Source organism: Yoonia sp. (assembly GCF_017854415.1).
Classification (GTDB): Bacteria; Pseudomonadota; Alphaproteobacteria; order Rhodobacterales; family Rhodobacteraceae; genus Yoonia.
Window position 1 is genome coordinate 1 of sequence record NZ_JAFMHR010000083.1, and the last position, 14,263, is coordinate 14,263.

14 protein-coding genes, 2 tRNA genes and 1 pseudogene are annotated in these 14,263 nt (G+C 55.0%); 7 read left to right on the forward strand and 10 right to left on the reverse strand.

The features are described 5' to 3' along the window. The 5 genes and pseudogenes from QZ197_RS10350 to QZ197_RS10370 form a co-directional block, all read right to left on the reverse strand. Positions 1-556: pseudogene (locus tag QZ197_RS10350) on the reverse strand (molybdopterin molybdenumtransferase MoeA); the annotation flags it as partial. Next, the gene (gene moaC / locus QZ197_RS10355; RefSeq protein ID WP_272146032.1) at positions 553-1,029 is read right to left on the reverse strand and encodes a cyclic pyranopterin monophosphate synthase MoaC; all 477 of its coding nucleotides are present in this window, start codon (positions 1,027-1,029) and stop codon (positions 553-555) included. The pseudogene QZ197_RS10350 and the gene moaC, both read right to left, overlap by 4 nt. Beyond that, on the reverse strand, positions 1,029-1,835 hold the full coding sequence (gene trpC / locus QZ197_RS10360; RefSeq protein WP_272146034.1) for an indole-3-glycerol phosphate synthase TrpC: 807 nt from the start codon (positions 1,833-1,835) through the stop codon (positions 1,029-1,031). The genes moaC and trpC overlap by 1 nt, the downstream gene beginning before the upstream one ends. A 107-nt stretch (positions 1,836-1,942) precedes the next feature. Continuing rightward, on the reverse strand, positions 1,943-2,959 hold the full coding sequence (gene trpD / locus QZ197_RS10365) for an anthranilate phosphoribosyltransferase (protein ID WP_296431851.1): 1,017 nt from the start codon (positions 2,957-2,959) through the stop codon (positions 1,943-1,945). Beyond that, positions 2,956-3,537 (reverse strand): aminodeoxychorismate/anthranilate synthase component II, encoded by a 582-nt coding sequence (locus QZ197_RS10370; protein ID WP_272146038.1) that lies wholly within the window; start codon positions 3,535-3,537, stop codon positions 2,956-2,958. Before QZ197_RS10370 ends, trpD begins: the two co-directional genes overlap by 4 nt. Positions 3,538-3,660: 123 nt before the next feature. On the opposite strand from QZ197_RS10370, the gene QZ197_RS10375 reads away from it, so the two are divergent. Beyond that, positions 3,661-5,202, forward strand: a complete 1,542-nt coding sequence (locus tag QZ197_RS10375; RefSeq protein ID WP_296431853.1) for a divergent polysaccharide deacetylase family protein — start codon at positions 3,661-3,663, stop codon at positions 5,200-5,202. A 7-nt stretch (positions 5,203-5,209) separates the two neighbouring features. Here QZ197_RS10375 and trpE read toward each other — a convergent pair whose 3' ends face one another. From trpE to fabI, 5 genes are all read right to left on the reverse strand, one after another. Next, positions 5,210-6,718, reverse strand: coding sequence for an anthranilate synthase component I (trpE, locus tag QZ197_RS10380; RefSeq protein WP_296431854.1), 1,509 nt, complete (start codon positions 6,716-6,718; stop codon positions 5,210-5,212). An 8-nt stretch (positions 6,719-6,726) separates the two neighbouring features. Beyond that, positions 6,727-8,598, reverse strand: coding sequence for a peptidylprolyl isomerase (locus QZ197_RS10385; protein ID WP_296431855.1), 1,872 nt, complete (start codon positions 8,596-8,598; stop codon positions 6,727-6,729). A gap of 31 nt (positions 8,599-8,629) precedes the next feature. Further along, the gene (locus tag QZ197_RS10390) at positions 8,630-9,805 is read right to left on the reverse strand and encodes an aminotransferase (protein ID WP_296431856.1); all 1,176 of its coding nucleotides are present in this window, start codon (positions 9,803-9,805) and stop codon (positions 8,630-8,632) included. A gap of 85 nt (positions 9,806-9,890) precedes the next feature. After that, entirely contained in the window at positions 9,891-10,394 is a 504-nt protein-coding gene (gene gpt, locus QZ197_RS10395) for a xanthine phosphoribosyltransferase (protein WP_296431857.1), read from the reverse strand. 9 nt (positions 10,395-10,403) lie between these two features. Beyond that, on the reverse strand, positions 10,404-11,210 hold the full coding sequence (gene fabI, locus QZ197_RS10400) for an enoyl-ACP reductase FabI (protein WP_296431858.1): 807 nt from the start codon (positions 11,208-11,210) through the stop codon (positions 10,404-10,406). A gap of 156 nt (positions 11,211-11,366) precedes the next feature. Here fabI and pdxH point away from each other — a divergent pair, with 156 nt between their 5' ends. The 6 genes from pdxH to QZ197_RS10430 all read left to right on the forward strand — a co-directional run bounded on the left by pdxH (position 11,367) and on the right by QZ197_RS10430 (position 13,935). Continuing rightward, positions 11,367-11,972, forward strand: a complete 606-nt coding sequence (gene pdxH, locus QZ197_RS10405; RefSeq protein WP_296431859.1) for a pyridoxamine 5'-phosphate oxidase — start codon at positions 11,367-11,369, stop codon at positions 11,970-11,972. Positions 11,973-12,089: 117 nt separating this feature from the next. Then, positions 12,090-12,617: a cold shock domain-containing protein gene (locus QZ197_RS10410; protein WP_296431860.1), complete on the forward strand. Its 528-nt coding sequence runs from the start codon at positions 12,090-12,092 to the stop codon at positions 12,615-12,617. Further along, positions 12,614-13,090 carry a DUF192 domain-containing protein gene (locus QZ197_RS10415; RefSeq protein WP_296431861.1) on the forward strand — a complete coding sequence of 159 codons (477 nt, stop codon included), beginning with the start codon at positions 12,614-12,616 and terminating at the stop codon, positions 13,088-13,090. Before QZ197_RS10410 ends, QZ197_RS10415 begins: the two co-directional genes overlap by 4 nt. A gap of 44 nt (positions 13,091-13,134) precedes the next feature. After that, positions 13,135-13,211: transfer RNA gene (locus QZ197_RS10420), tRNA-Pro, on the forward strand. A gap of 257 nt (positions 13,212-13,468) precedes the next feature. Then, positions 13,469-13,777, forward strand: a complete 309-nt coding sequence (locus QZ197_RS10425; protein ID WP_296431862.1) for an ETC complex I subunit — start codon at positions 13,469-13,471, stop codon at positions 13,775-13,777. A gap of 81 nt (positions 13,778-13,858) precedes the next feature. Continuing rightward, positions 13,859-13,935, forward strand: a tRNA-Arg gene (locus QZ197_RS10430). Positions 13,936-14,263: the final 328 nt, after the last annotated feature.

Below are 14,263 nucleotides of genomic sequence, written 5' to 3' on the forward strand. Positions count from 1 at the left end.
CGCCCGGCTGCACCAGTTCGTCACCGGTAGCGATAATTGCAACCACGGGACGACGGGTGACTTGGAGCGTTGGTACATTCATCGCTGCAAAAAGCGCGATGTCAGAGGGTCGCAAAGCGCGGGGTGCCGTGATTTGATCGCCCCGTTTGAAGTCCGCTCCAGCGGGACGCACGTAGGGTTGATCGTTGCCGCTGTCATCAAGAGTAATCATATCGCCATCGCGTGTGACGTTTTCTTGGATGATCACATGGTCCGTGCCTGTGGGCAGTGGGGCGCCTGTAAAAATACGCACGGCTTGTTCTGGTCCGACGGTGCCATCCCAGCGGTGCCCTGCGGCCGCTTCGCCAATGACAGAAAACGTTTTGCCCAATGAAATCGATGTGCCCGAAACGGCATAGCCGTCCATAGCAGACGCCGCAAAAGGCGGCTGATCACGGGTAGCGGTAACCCTTTCAGCCAAGACGCGGCCATTGGCCTTTTGTAATGGGACAGTTTCGGATTCTAGCACCGACACCAGCGCAAAGAGGTCGGCAAGTGCTTGATCAACCGTGATCATGGGTTCGTAAACCGACCCGATTTGCCACCTTCTTTGAATGTCAGCCGCACGCCGCTGATTTCCATGTCTTTTTGGACCGCCTTGACCATGTCATAGACCGTCAATGCGGCGGTGCTCACGGCTGTCAGCGCTTCCATTTCGACGCCTGTTTGACCGCCTGTTTTGACGGTAGCGGTGATGCGAATGCCTGGCAAAGTGGCGTCCGGTGTCAATTCCAAAGCAACCTTGGTGATCGGCAGTGGATGGCAAAGCGGGATTAATTCCGCGGTTTTCTTGGCCCCCATGATACCAGCGATGCGAGCGATGCCCAGTACATCGCCTTTGTCGGCGCGCCCTTCGGTGATGAGTGCAAGGGTGTCTGCGGTCATCTTGATATGACCTTGCGCAATTGCAGTGCGTGATGTCACTGGCTTATCAGAGACATCAACCATATGCGCGCGGCCTTCGCCGTCAAAATGCGATAGGCCAGCCATTACATGATCCCCCCAGCGGGATTAGCCAGCAGGCGGCGGGTGGCTGCGGCAACATCATCTTGGCGCATCAGGCTTTCGCCAATCAAGAAACTGCGCGCACCGTATCTGGACATATCGGCCAGCTCTTCGGGTGTGTTCAGTCCGCTTTCACAGACGATCATGCGGTCTGCCGGCACCAATTTTGACAGGGTGCGGGTCGTATCCAGCGTGGTTTCAAATGTTTTGAGATTGCGGTTGTTGATCCCCATTAGCGGGGATTTCAGCGCGCAGGCCCGTTCAAGTTCGGCGGCGTCATGCACTTCTAACAGCACATCCATGCCCCATTCGGTTGCGGCTTCTTCAAGGTCTTGGGCCTGCGCGTCGCTGACGCTAGCGAGGATGATCAGGATGCAATCGGCATGCAGGGCGCGGGCCTCGGCCACTTGATAGGTGTCGTACATAAAGTCTTTACGCAGCGCAGGCAGATCTACCGCTGCGCGTGCTGCGGTCAAATAGCTGTCATCGCCCTGAAAAGAAGGTGCATCTGTCAATACGGACAGGCACGTCGCCCCACCTTCGGCATAGGCTTGGGCCAACGCGGGTGGGTCGAAATCGGCGCGGATCAGTCCTTTTGAAGGGCTGGCCTTTTTGATCTCGGCAATAAGGCCATACCCTTCGCGGGCGGCATCTGCCAATTTTTTGGCAAACCCGCGAACGGGTGGGGCGTCTTTTGCGCGTGCTTCGACCTCGGTCAGTGGCACCGCAGCTTTGCGTGCAGCTACTTCTGCGAGTTTGTATGTTTTAATCTTTTCGAGGATATCACTCATGACACTGCCTAGCTGGTGGGTCGTTGGTGTTGATCAATAAGCCAGTGGCACCATTTTGAAAATGGGTGGGGGCCGAAAAATCTATGTTGTAAGGTCAATCTGCGTGATCATGCAGCTGACGTGATCCGGGCCAATGTCTCAAGTGCTTTCTTGGCTTTGCCACTGTCGATGCTTTCGCGGGCCAATTCCACACCATCCTTCAAAGTCTCGACTTTGTCTGCAACGATCAATGCGGCGGCTGCATTCAACAGCACTGCGTCGCGGTATGCCCCTTGCTCACCTTCCAGCAAAGCCATCAGCGCGACCGCGTTCTCTTGCGGTGTGCCGCCCAGAATATCACGAAAATTATGGACAGGCAGGCCTGCATCCTCGGGGTGGATTTCACGTGATCTGATCTTGCCGTTCTCAAGCGCGGCAACGGCTGTCGGACCGCAGATCGTGATCTCGTCGGTGCCGTCACTGCCATGGACCAGCCAAGCCTTTTCGGTTCCAAGCTGTTGCAGGGTTTCTGCCATCGGGTGGATCAGGTCAGGCGCGAACGCACCCGTCAACTGACGCTTTACACCAGCCGGATTAGTCAATGGTCCCAATATGTTAAAGATCGTTTTTGATCCCAATTCAACACGAACGGGCCCCACATGCTTCATCGCGGGGTGGTGCATTGGTGCCATCATAAATCCGATACCGGCCTCTGCAATAGCGCGCTCAACAACCTCTGGGCCGACCATGACGTTGATGCCAAGTTCGCCTTGCACGTCAGCGGTGCCTGACTTGGACGACAGATTGCGGTTGCCGTGTTTGGCGACGGGTACACCAGCGCCGGCGACCACAAATGCCGTTGCGGTGGAAATGTTCAGCGTATGTTTGCCATCACCGCCAGTGCCGACGATATCCATCGCACCTTCGGGGGCTTTTACGGGAATACAATGCGCGCGCATCACAGCCGCAGCGGCTGCATATTCTGAAACAGATTCGCCCCGCGCCCGCAGGGCCATCAAGAACCCGCCAATTTGGGCAGGGGTGGCAGCACCTTCGAACAGATAACCAAACGCTTCTTCGGCTTGCGACCGCGACAGCGGCCCTTCGGAGGCAGCGTAAATCAGCGGCTTCATTGCATCACTCATGCGGACACCTTTGCCATTTTTAGGAAGTTCTGCAGGAGCTGGTGCCCATGCTCAGACCGGATACTTTCAGGATGGAACTGGACCCCGTGGATTGGCAACTCGCGATGTTGCAGTCCCATGATTGTACCATCTTCCAGCTCGGCCGTGATTTCGAGGCAATCGGGCAGGGTTTCGCGTTCGACGATCAAGGAATGATAGCGGGTTGCATCGAACGGGGAGGGCAGTCCGGCGAACAGGCCTTTGCCGCCATGTTTCATGACGCCCATTTTGCCGTGCACGATCTCATGACAGCGTACAACATTGCCGCCAAAGGCTTCTCCGATGGCCTGATGACCTAGGCACACGCCCATAAGTGGCATTTTAGTCTCAGCCGCGGCATGGACCAATGCCAGACAAATCCCAGCTTGGGCGGGATCACACGGCCCCGGCGACAGCATAATCGCATCAGGGCGCATCGCCATTGCCTCTTGCACATTAAGCGCATCGTTGCGTTTGACGACAACCTCTGCACCCAGTTCACCGAGGTAGTGAACAAGGTTATATGTAAAGCTGTCGTAGTTATCGATCAAAAGCAGCATGGTAAAATCCCGCGCATGTAGAAAAAAGGCTACCTAAACACCCCAAGTGGACGGTATAAGCCCTGCTATACATGGGCCGGGACATAGATGGGCGTCAAGGTCGAACTAAAGGATTTAGGCAAGATGCGTGCAAGCATAACAGGCGGTTTCTGGGCTTTGATACTGGGCGGGGCAGGTGTTGCTACCGTTTCGATTATGGCAGGGCCGCCTGAAAGCACATCAGGAGTGGTGGCACCGGACGTCGCAATAGCGATGCCGGCGGTGGATGAACCTGAACCTGTTGCAGTTGAAGCCGAAGAAACTGTTGTCGTAGCCGCAGTTGAGCCAGCGCCTGAAACAGCCATAGAAACGGTAGTCGAGCCCACGATGGAGGCACCAGAGGCGGTCGTTGAACCAGTTGTAGCAGCGATGGCAGAAGCCACGAATGTGCCCGATACATCAACCACTGCACCTGATCTAGATGTGGCGCTTGCGGCACCTGCAGATGATGCGGCACCGGCCACACCGGCTGCATCACAGTCGCCTATGACAGGGCTTCTTGAAGCCGGTGAATTGCAGGAACCTGATGCGCCTGATGCACTTGTTGTAGACACGCAGTCCGCTACACCTGCGCCAGTCGCATTGGCGCAAGCCACTGAAACGGTAATTGAAACTGTGCAGGAAGCTGAGGTCGCACCTGCGACGGTTCCCGCTGCCACAGCTCCTGCGCCTCAAGCGACGCCCGCAGCTGCGACACAAACAGCGCAAGCTTCGCAAAGTGTATCGACACCGCGTACCGCTCCGGTCGCGCCGACCCGTGTGCAGGCTGATGGTGGCAGTGATGTCGCATTGGATGAAGGCGCAGTTGAAGATGTCACCACCGAAGACGCGAGAACACCGAATTCAGTGCCCGCAGACAATTTGTCACCGGACGCACCAGCTGTTCTGCGTTTTGCGGCCGCCTTTGATAACCCCGAAGGTCTGCCGGTTGTAGCTGTTGTCCTTTTGGACGACGGCACGCTCACCGATGGTCCAGCGCAGGTTTTACAAAGCGGGATCGTCGCGACGGTTGCAATCAACGCATTGATGGATGACGCGACACTCTGGGCCGAAGCCTACCGCGAGGCGGGCGCAGAAGTGGCAATGCAAGTGCCATTACCAGATCGGGCAACGCCAAGCGACGTTGAAGTTGCCTTTGCCGCAGCCCTCGAGATTTTGCCGGAAGCGGGATTGTTGTTTTCTGACGGAACTGGCGTGTTGCGCAACGACCGCTTGGCTGCAGCGCAGGTCATGCAGATACTTGCCTCTGAAGGGCGCGGATTGGTGACAATCCAACAGGGTCTGGGGTCATTGATACGCGCCGCAGAACGCGCCGAAGTGCGCGTTGCTACAGTGTCGCGCGATGTCGACGGGGCAGGTGAAAGCAATAGCGCGATCCTGCGTGCTCTTGATCAGGCGGCGTTCCGTGCGCGCCAATCTGGTGGTGCTGTTATCGTGGCACGCCTTAAGCCGCGCACAATGGATGTTTTGAGTATTTGGGCCCGCGATGCCGCTAGCGATGGTATTTTGATGGGGCCGGTGTCAGCCCTCATCGTGGATCGCAGTGAATTCTTGGTCGAAGAGCCTGTCGAGGGCGAAGATGCAACCGCCGAAGGTGGTTCAGAACTGCCGACTATTTCACAGTAAGCGGCGGTTAATTCCCACTGTCACGGAACATCGTCGCATCGGCTGCAGCTTTGCGGATTGCGTTCGATTTGTGCACAGTTTCCTGGTATTCTGCTTCGGGATCGCTGTCGTAGACAACACCACCACCCGCCTGAATATAGAGCTTTTCATCCTGCAAAACGGCTGTGCGTAGAGCGATGCACATATCCATATCGCCATTGGCGCTAAAATAACCGCAACCACCGCCGTAGACGCCGCGCTTTTCAGGCTCCAACTCGTCGATAATCTCCATCGCACGGACTTTTGGCGCGCCCGAAACAGTACCGGCGGGCATGCCGGCAAAAAACGCACTAAGCGCGTCTTGATCATCGGCCAATTCACCCACGACGTTTGAGACGATATGCATCACATGGCTGTAGCGTTCGACGATGAATTGCTCGGTTGGGCGCACTGTGCCGATCTTGCTGACTTTGCCGGTGTCGTTGCGGCCAAGGTCCAGCAGCATCAAATGCTCTGCCAGTTCTTTTTGATCGGCCATCAGATCGGCTTCGTTTGCGTTGTCTTCTTCAGGGGTAGCACCGCGCGGGCGGGTGCCTGCGATCGGGCGGATTGTGACCTCAGAGCCGAATACACGCACAAGAATCTCTGGGCTGGCCCCGATCACCTGAAAGCCGCCAAAGTTGAAAAAGAACATAAACGGGGACGGGTTTGTCCGCCGTAGCGAACGATAAAGCGCAAATGGCGGCTCGCGGAATTCTTGCGTCCAACGCTGTGACGGAACGACCTGAAAGATGTCACCGGCTTTGATATAGTCTTTGGCTTTTTCGACCGCGGCCAGATAGGCGGCATGGGCGAAATTTGAGACGGGTGCGGCAACGGAGGCCGGATCGGAAAGATTGCGCGCCGCACTTGGCATTGGCCGCTCGAGTGCGCGTTGCGCGTCCATGACCCGTTCGGCAGCTTGGGCATAAGCGGCACGGGCGGTTAGCCCTGTGTTGACGTATGCAGGGGCCACGAGAATCACATCGCCTTTGACACCGTCCAGCACGGCCACCACTGAAGGCCGCAGCATCATCGCATCGGGCAGGCCAAGCGGATCAGGGTTCACGTCCGGCAGATGTTCGATCAGGCGGATCATGTCATAGCCCAAATACCCGAACAGCCCCGCAGAGGCGGCAGGCAGACCGTCGGGCAGGTCGATGCGGCTTTCGGCCAAAAGTGCACGCAGGGCCGTCAGCGGATCTTGATCCATTGCCACAAAATCAGCGTCATCAAAACGCGCGTTGCGGTTAACCCGTGACGTGGTTCCGCGGCAGTCCCAGATCAGATCGGGGTTCATGCCCACGATAGAATAGCGCCCGCGCACTTCGCCGCCGGTCACACTTTCCAGCATAAAGGCGTTCTTGCCCGCGCCAGATAGCTTCAGCATCAACGACACAGGTGTGTCGAGGTCTGCGGCTATACGGGTATAAACGACTTGGTTTGCGCCCGCGTCATAGGCTTTGGCAAACGTGTCGTAGTCGGGCAAAAGCGCCATATTTCAGCCTATTGGAACTGTGCGTTGACCGCGTTGATCGTCGCTTGATTGATGTCAGTGTCGGTGCGTTGCTGCAAAGAAGTCGCGTAAGCTTCGAACATATCTTGTGCGATGCCCGCCGCCGCATTTTCAGCCAAAGCGGTACGCTGTGCAATCACGGACAGATCAGTCAGATCAGGTGCCGCGATATCATCCAGACGCACAATTAATGCGCGGTCTCCGGCAGCAATTACGCGGACTTCTCCGACAGTCATTTCAAAAAGTTGCACGTTGAAATTAGGTGGCGTGCCTTCAACAAAGCTCCGGCGGGTTAGACCTTCTTCGGTCAGCGCATCAAGGCCGAGGTCCTCAAAAGACGTAAGCGGAAGGATGCCGTCTGCGATTTCTTGGGCTGTCGTCATCACGGCCTGTTGCCGCGCTTGGACTTGCCAAGCGGCAATCACTTCGTCGCGGACGTCATCAAGCGGGCGCAAAGTAGGCGGGGTAACGCTATCAAGGGTCAATGCAAAGATCCCGCCATCTGCCAAATCAAAAATTTCAGCAAACTGGCCTTCTTGGACCTCAGCGGCTTCGCGGCGGAAAGCATCATAGGCGGCGATGCCCTCAAACATATCTGCTGTCCATGACATCGTGCCCAGTTCCATGTCGGTGCGATCCGCCAGATCAGCCATGGTCGCCCCGCCTGCAATCAAATCGACAATCGGGTTGGCATTGTCGTTGATATATTCGCGTGCAGCCTCTGCTGCCAATTCGTCACGCAGCTGTTCTGTTGCATCATCAAGTGTGGTTTCTTGTGCGGCAAGCACAGCGTTCATGCGAAAAAGCGCCGGGCCAAGGGATGTGTTGAAAGGGCCGACAACTTCGCCCGGTTCCGCTGCAAAAACAGCATCACCTGCGGCGCCGAGTGTTTCTAGGTCTACATCGCCAAGGTCGATATCGGTCAGTGCCAAGCCGCGCTCTGCGACCAAGTCTTCGAATGTGGCTTCGCCTGCAGCAACTTGCGCCAACGCTGCCGTTGCACGGGTTTCATCCAGATAAACCAGACGTTCCACCAAACGGCGTTCTGGTTGGACAAATTGGGCGATACGTTCTTGGTAAAGCTGTGCGATCGCCGCGTCTGACACCACCATGTTATCGATGATCATGTTCGGGATAAGCCAAGCATAGGTGATTTCGCGGGTTTCCGGGGCGGTAAAGGCATCGGGATTTGCGTCATAATAAGCCTGCTGGTCTGCCTGTGTGGCACCCGCAATTGGCGCGGTGAGCGCTTCAGGGCCAACTGTCGCCCACGTCATTGCGCGGACTTCGCTGATGTATTGCACCAATGCGTCAGCGTAGGCATCCGCCTCGGGTAGGCCACTGACGACGGCACCTTGCAACAATGTGCGCGCGACTTCTTCGCGAATACCTGTTTCGAATTCAGCAGCAGTTTGACCTGACTGCTGCAAGGCCAAGCGGTACGTTTCGCGGTTAAATCCACCAGCGCCTTGGAAAGAAGGGATTGCCTGCAGGCGCTCGAAGACGCGTGCGTCGCCCACAGAGATGCCAAGTTCATCGGCTTCATTATCAAGCGTGCGCAGTAAGACGACTTGGTTCAGCGCCACTTGATCCAGTCCAAAGGACTGCGCTTGCTGAAAGGTGATCTGTTGGCCGACTTGTGCGGAAAATGCGCGAATTTGTTCGTTCAGGGCCCGTTGGTATGACGTGACCGTGACCTCTTTGTCGCCCACGGTGCCGATGGTGCGTACAGTCCCGTTAAGGCCGCCACTGCCAAAGCCTGCCAGACCTACCAAAAGTACACCCACTATGATCCATGCACCGTATCGTTTATTGCTTTTTTTCGCCATTTTGCCGAACGCTCCACCCGCTGATTGGCGCATGAATAAGGGCAGGGATGCAGGGGCGCAAGGGTCAGAGCGACAGTGATGACAGCCTGTTGAAAAGGGTCGCCACGCCAGCGCGGTCAATGTTGGCAAAAGCAATGCGCAATTGGCGTTCGCCGCCGGGTACATCGTTGGGCATAAACATTGTCCCAGGCAAAAGCAGAACACCTGCTTCCTTTACTAAAAGCCGAGCCAAATCAGTCGATGACATTGCAAAGGGATGTTGGACATAAGCAAAATAAGCGCCGCACCCGAGTAGTTTCCAGCCTTTGTCTTCGAGTAGATGGAAATTTTCGGTAATCGCTGCACGCCGATCAAGAATTTCAAGCCGCTCGCCTGCCAGCCATTCGCCAAGGTTCTGCATTCCCCAAAGCGCTGCGCGTTGGCCCAGTTGATTTGGACAGATCGTGACAGTGTCTAGAAACTTCTCAATTTCGGCCAAACGGGCTGTGCCAGCGATGACCGCGCCGACGCGGTGTCCCGTCAGGCGGTAGGCTTTGGAAAAGGAATAAAGCTGGATCAGCGTGTCGTCCCAATGCGGATCAGCGAACAGGTCGTGGGGCGCGCCGCTGCGGCTGTCAAAGTCGCGATAGGTTTCATCAACGATCAAGGCGATACCAAGCTTGCGTGCCAGGTCCATGAAAGAACGCAAGGTTTCGCCGGGGTATTCAACGCCGCAAGGGTTGTTGGGGCTGACCAATGCAATTGCGCGGGTGCGCGGCGTGATGAGTTTTGCGGCATCTTCTACGCTAGGTATCATGCCATCACCGGCGCGCAGTGGTACGGTTTTCACACCCGACATGTCCATCCACATGCGGTGGTTGAAGTAGTAGGGGACAGGGATGATGACCTCATCACCTTCAGCGCAAAGCGTCGCAATTGCAGCCGCAAATGCTTGGTTGCAACCTGACGTGATTGCGACCTGATCTGGTGTCACTGTGCCGCCATACCCGGCAGACCATTGTTGTGCGACTTCGGCGCGCAAAGCTGGCAGGCCAAGAACAGGGCCGTATAAATGTGCCTCTGGGACGTTGATGACAATGTCGGCCATCGCCTCGCGCAGTGGGGCGGGCGGGGGATCAACGGGGGCGGCCTGGCTGACGTTCAATAGCGGGCGGTCGCTCGGATGTATCACACCGTCCAGCCACCGCCGCGCCTCCATTACTGGCGGTGCGAAAGTCGTGGCTGTGCGGGGCAGGGTCATGAGAGTTTCCCAAATGAGCGGCTGCGCCGCAATTTATGATTATATGCCTCCGGCGGGGATATTTACGCTCGGAAGAACGAGGGCATTAGTCTTTGCCGCGGTAGGGTTCGACGTATTGTAGCGCCATATCCCACGGAAAGAATATCCATGTGTCTTGGCTGACTTCGGTGATGAACGTGTCAACCTGAGGCCGACCTTTTGGTTTTGCATAGACCGTCGCAAAATGCGCGTTTGGATAGCGTGCACGAACCAATTCGAGCGTTTTGCCACTATCGACCAGATCGTCGATGATCAAAATACCTGTGCCATCACCCATCAGTTCGGCATCGGGTGCTTTGAGGATTTTCGCCTCTGACTGGTCTTGATGATCGTAGCTTTTGACGCTGACGGTATCCACAGTGCGGATATCCAATTCGCGCGCCGCGATCATTGCAGGGGCCATGCCGCCACGGGTGATCGCCACAACAGCACGCCATGCGCCATCATCGGGGCCTTTGCCATCAAGCCGCCATGCCAAGGCGCGGCTGTCGCGGTGGATTTGATCCCAGCTGATGTGGAACCCTTTTTCATGCGGCAAGCGATCAGTCATGTCGGGATCCTATTCTTTGGTAATATCAGGTGCGTCGACGGCTTTCATGCCAACAACATGATAGCCCGCATCCACATGTAGAACTTCGCCAGTCACGGCGCTACCAAGGTCGGACAACAGGTAAAGTGCTGATTTTCCGACTTCTTCTTGTGTGACAGTTCGGCGCAGGGGCGAGTTATATTCGTTCCATTTCATGATCAAACGGAAGTCGCCGATGCCTGACGCCGCAAGCGTTTTGATCGTGCCTGCGCTGATCGCATTGACGCGGATATTGTCCTTGCCCAAATCCTCGGCCAGATAGCGCACTGACGCCTCTAGTGCGGCTTTGGCCACGCCCATGACGTTATAATGCGGCATAACTTTTTCAGCGCCGTAGTAAGTGAGCGTGAGGCAAGAGCCCCCTTCGGTCATCATCTTTTCAGCGCGTTGCACAACGGCCGTGAATGAGTACACCGAGATATCCATCGTTGTGACAAAGTTGCTGCGCGTGGTGTCGACATAGCGCCCGCGCAATTCATTTTTATCTGAAAAACCAATAGCATGAACGATGAAGTCCAACTTGCCCCAAGTCGCCTCGAGAGAGGTGAAAAGGTCATCGATTGATTGCTCGTCGCCTACATCGCAAGGCAACACAATGTCAGACCCGACTGACGCGGCCAAAGGCCCGACGCGTTTCTTAAGCGCATCGCCTTGGTAGGAAAATGCCAGCTCTGCACCGGCGTCGGCACAGGCTTTGGCGATACCCCAAGCAATCGACTTATCATTGGCGAGGCCCATTATCAGGCCCCGTTTGCCTTGCATCAATTGTGATGTCATCGCTGCTATCCTTTTTGCATATCGCTGCTTTGCTTATAAATCGTTTAGGCGATTGCGACCAAGCGGGCAAGGCTCTGAACAATGGTGTAAAAAGGTTGCTAGTGTAGCGGTTTAGGCCTACCGTGAAATTGGGGGCGATAAGTTTAGGGATCAGCAATGTCTGACCGTACCGGTATTTTCGCGGGCCCAGATCCGTTTGTGATTGCGCAGCAGTGGTTGGCGGACGCGACCAAGACAGAGGTCAATGACCCTAACGCGATCGCTTTGTCGACAGTTGATGCCGGCGGGCTGCCGAATGTCCGCATGGTCCTGCTCAAGGACATAGAGGCAGATGCCTTTGTATTTTATACCAATTACCAAAGCCGAAAGGGTCAAGAGTTGGCCCAATCAGGCAAAGCTGCCTTTGTTCTGCATTGGAAATCCTTGGCACGGCAGATCAGGGTTCGCGGCACTGTTACCAAAGAAGATGGAAAAATTGCTGATAATTACTATAAATCCCGTTCCCTTCAGAGCAAAATTGGTGCATGGGCTTCGCAACAATCGCAACCTTTGGCATCACGCGGGACGTTGATGGCAGATGTTGCAAAGTTAACAGTACAAAAAGGGGCGGACCCGGAACGGCCGCCTTTTTGGGGTGGTTTTCGTCTTGTTCCGTCTGAGATCGAGTTTTGGTCAGATGGACCATTTAGATTGCACGACCGGTTTCGGTGGTCGCGCGAGATTGTTAGTGAAAATTGGACCGTTACGCGATTGTCACCATGATTGTTCACTTTGTGTGGAGTCCAATCCGGTGCTACTGTAGCAGTCTAGGGGAAGCTTGCTTACGACGTTATTGAGATGCGGTGTAATTTAAAGGCCGCTTCTTTGAAGGAAGAAAGTATGGAAACGCACGACGCTGACGTACCACGTCAGGTGCAGGGACAAGTGAAATGGTTCGACCCGGGTAAAGGGTTCGGATTCGTTGTTGCGGAAGGTGGCGGGCCAGATATTTTGCTGCACGCCAACGTCTTGCGCAATTTTGGCCAAGGGTCGGTCGTAGACGGATCGTCAATTCAAATTCTAGTGCAGGACACGCAACGTGGCCTGCAAGCGGTCGAAGTTGTCTCGATCCTGCCGCCCGAAAGCGAAGACGGCATGCCGTTGCGCGATATGGTGGAATTTACTGCCGATGACATCGCCAATCGTCCGATTGAACCAGCACGCGTCAAATGGTTCGATAAAGGCAAAGGCTTTGGTTTTGCGAATGTTTTCGGCAATAACGACGATGTGTTTGTGCATGTTGAAGTTTTGCGTCGCTCTGGCCTGTCGGATCTGCAATCTGGTGAGGCCGTAGGCCTGCGCATGGTCGATGGCGAACGTGGCCGTATGGCGATTGAGATCATTGGCTGGGAGGCCGCGGTAAAGTGAAGCCCGCCATCGTTGTGTTTGGTCTTTGCGTCTCAGCAGCGCCTGCTTGGGCGGTTTGCGCAGATGACAAAGTCACAGTGGCGGGTGATTGGGGTCAAGCAAGCTTTTCCGTTGATGTGGCCGACGACAATGCGGAACGCGCCCAAGGTCTTATGTTTGTTGACAACATGCCCACGCTAACGGGTATGCTTTTTGTATATGATCGCCCGCAAAGCGTGAGCTTTTGGATGAAGAATACATTGATTCCCCTCGATATGTTATTCGTGGCCCCCGACGGCGAAGTTCTCAGAGTTCATGAAAATGCGATTCCGGGTGACCTGACCCCGATTCCGGGTGGGGATGGCATACAGATGGTTCTCGAGATCAATGGCGGCCTTTCGCGCCGTTTGGGCATTACCGAGGGGGATGTTTTGCAACACCCTAGCTTTGGTGCGGAAGCTATTTTGCCTTGTGGCGAAAAGACTGACGGTTAGGGGTTTTCAAATCATTTTGATAAAGCTAAAGACACGCCATGGTTCGGGGCGTAGCGCAGCCTGGTAGCGCATCTGTTTTGGGAACAGAGGGTCGGGAGTTCGAATCTCTCCACTCCGACCATTCCTCTCCCAAACCCTTAGTCATCAAGCTTTTCTAGCCTTATCTGCTGCATCCTGCCGGTTGCTGGCTATAGCGGAGTGATAGGGTGTTATCTGTTATGCGCGCTTGTGCAAAGCACGGCCATAATAAAGCCTGCGAAAGTCTTAATAGCTCACTAGCCAAATACAGCGCTTAACTTTTTCACAGTGGCGCGATATAAAGACATCAATCATCGCTTTCGCAAGAGGCGATTGGCAGTATTTCAGGGAATAATGGTAATGAGCAAAGCACGTATTTATCAGCCAGCAAAAACAGCCATGCAGTCTGGCCGTAATAAAATGAAAAAGTGGGTTCTTGATTTTGCCCGCTCATCGCGTGTTGGGCCTGAGCCGCTTATGGGGTGGCAGTCATCAGCTGATACAATGCGTCAGGTTAAGCTGTATTTTGATAGCGCCGATGATGCTGTTGCTTATGCTGAAAAGCACGCTCTGGATTATGTTGTTAATACGCCGCAAAAGCGGTCGCCAAAACCTAAGGCCTACGCCGATAATTTCGCGTATGACAGATCTGGGTCCTGGACACACTAGCCCACGATAACAGGCGGCAAGGCCAGCAACACTAAACTTGAATTTACAGACGTTTTTATTTCCTGTAAAAGCCAACGCAACGGTTCCGTAGCTCAACTGGATAGAGCAGCTGACTTCTAATCAGCAGGTTGGGGGTTCGAGTCCTCCCGGAATCGCCATTTTCTTTCCCCTATATTTGATATGTGCTGATTTGGGTTAGCTGATATGGCGTGGCGCTCTGAAAGAGTTTCAAACACCCTTTAAAAAAGTCGCCAGTTAAAACATGACAGCTAAAAAAAGCCCCACCGAAGGTAGGGCTTTCCTGAGATTAAATCTCTGCAACCACTGTTGCTAACGAAATGTCTCTGTGCTGAAGGAGCAGACTCATTAATCTCTAAGGCTTTTGTTGCAATAATCGCGCCAGATAGGCCTCATCACTCCTAAAACTGCCTTATTTGGCCCCAAAACGCTGTTCAGCGCGCCGCCTGACACCCCGTCTTACCCGCT